This is a genomic window from Bacillus sp. SIMBA_154, assembly GCF_046536015.1.
GTDB lineage: Bacteria > Bacillota > Bacilli > Bacillales > Bacillaceae > Bacillus > Bacillus pumilus_P.
This window is the reverse complement of sequence record NZ_JAWJBV010000321.1, coordinates 1-266: the sequence shown is the minus strand read 5'-3', so window position 1 is coordinate 266 and position 266 is coordinate 1. Positions and strand designations below refer to the sequence as shown.

At 47.7% G+C, this 266-nt stretch carries 1 protein-coding gene; it reads left to right on the top strand.

The features are described from left to right. Positions 1-266: GDP-mannose 4,6-dehydratase (locus R0K30_RS22215; RefSeq protein WP_410613035.1), on the top strand; the 266-nt coding region annotated here is incomplete at both ends.

Below are 266 nucleotides of genomic sequence, written 5' to 3'. Positions count from 1 at the left end.
CGAAGATCATTGCCGCGCCATTAAGCTCGTACTGGAAAAAGGAACACTCGGTGACATTTACAATATCGGCGGAGGAAATGAACGGACGAATAAAGAGCTTGCGTCATTTATCATGAAGGAGCTTGGTGTCGAGGAACGGTTTGCTCATGTCGAAGACAGAAAAGGGCATGACCGCCGTTACGCCATCAATGCTTCAAAGCTGAAAAATGAGCTGGGATGGCGGCAGGACGTCACATTTGAAGAAGGAATGAGAAGAACCATTCGCT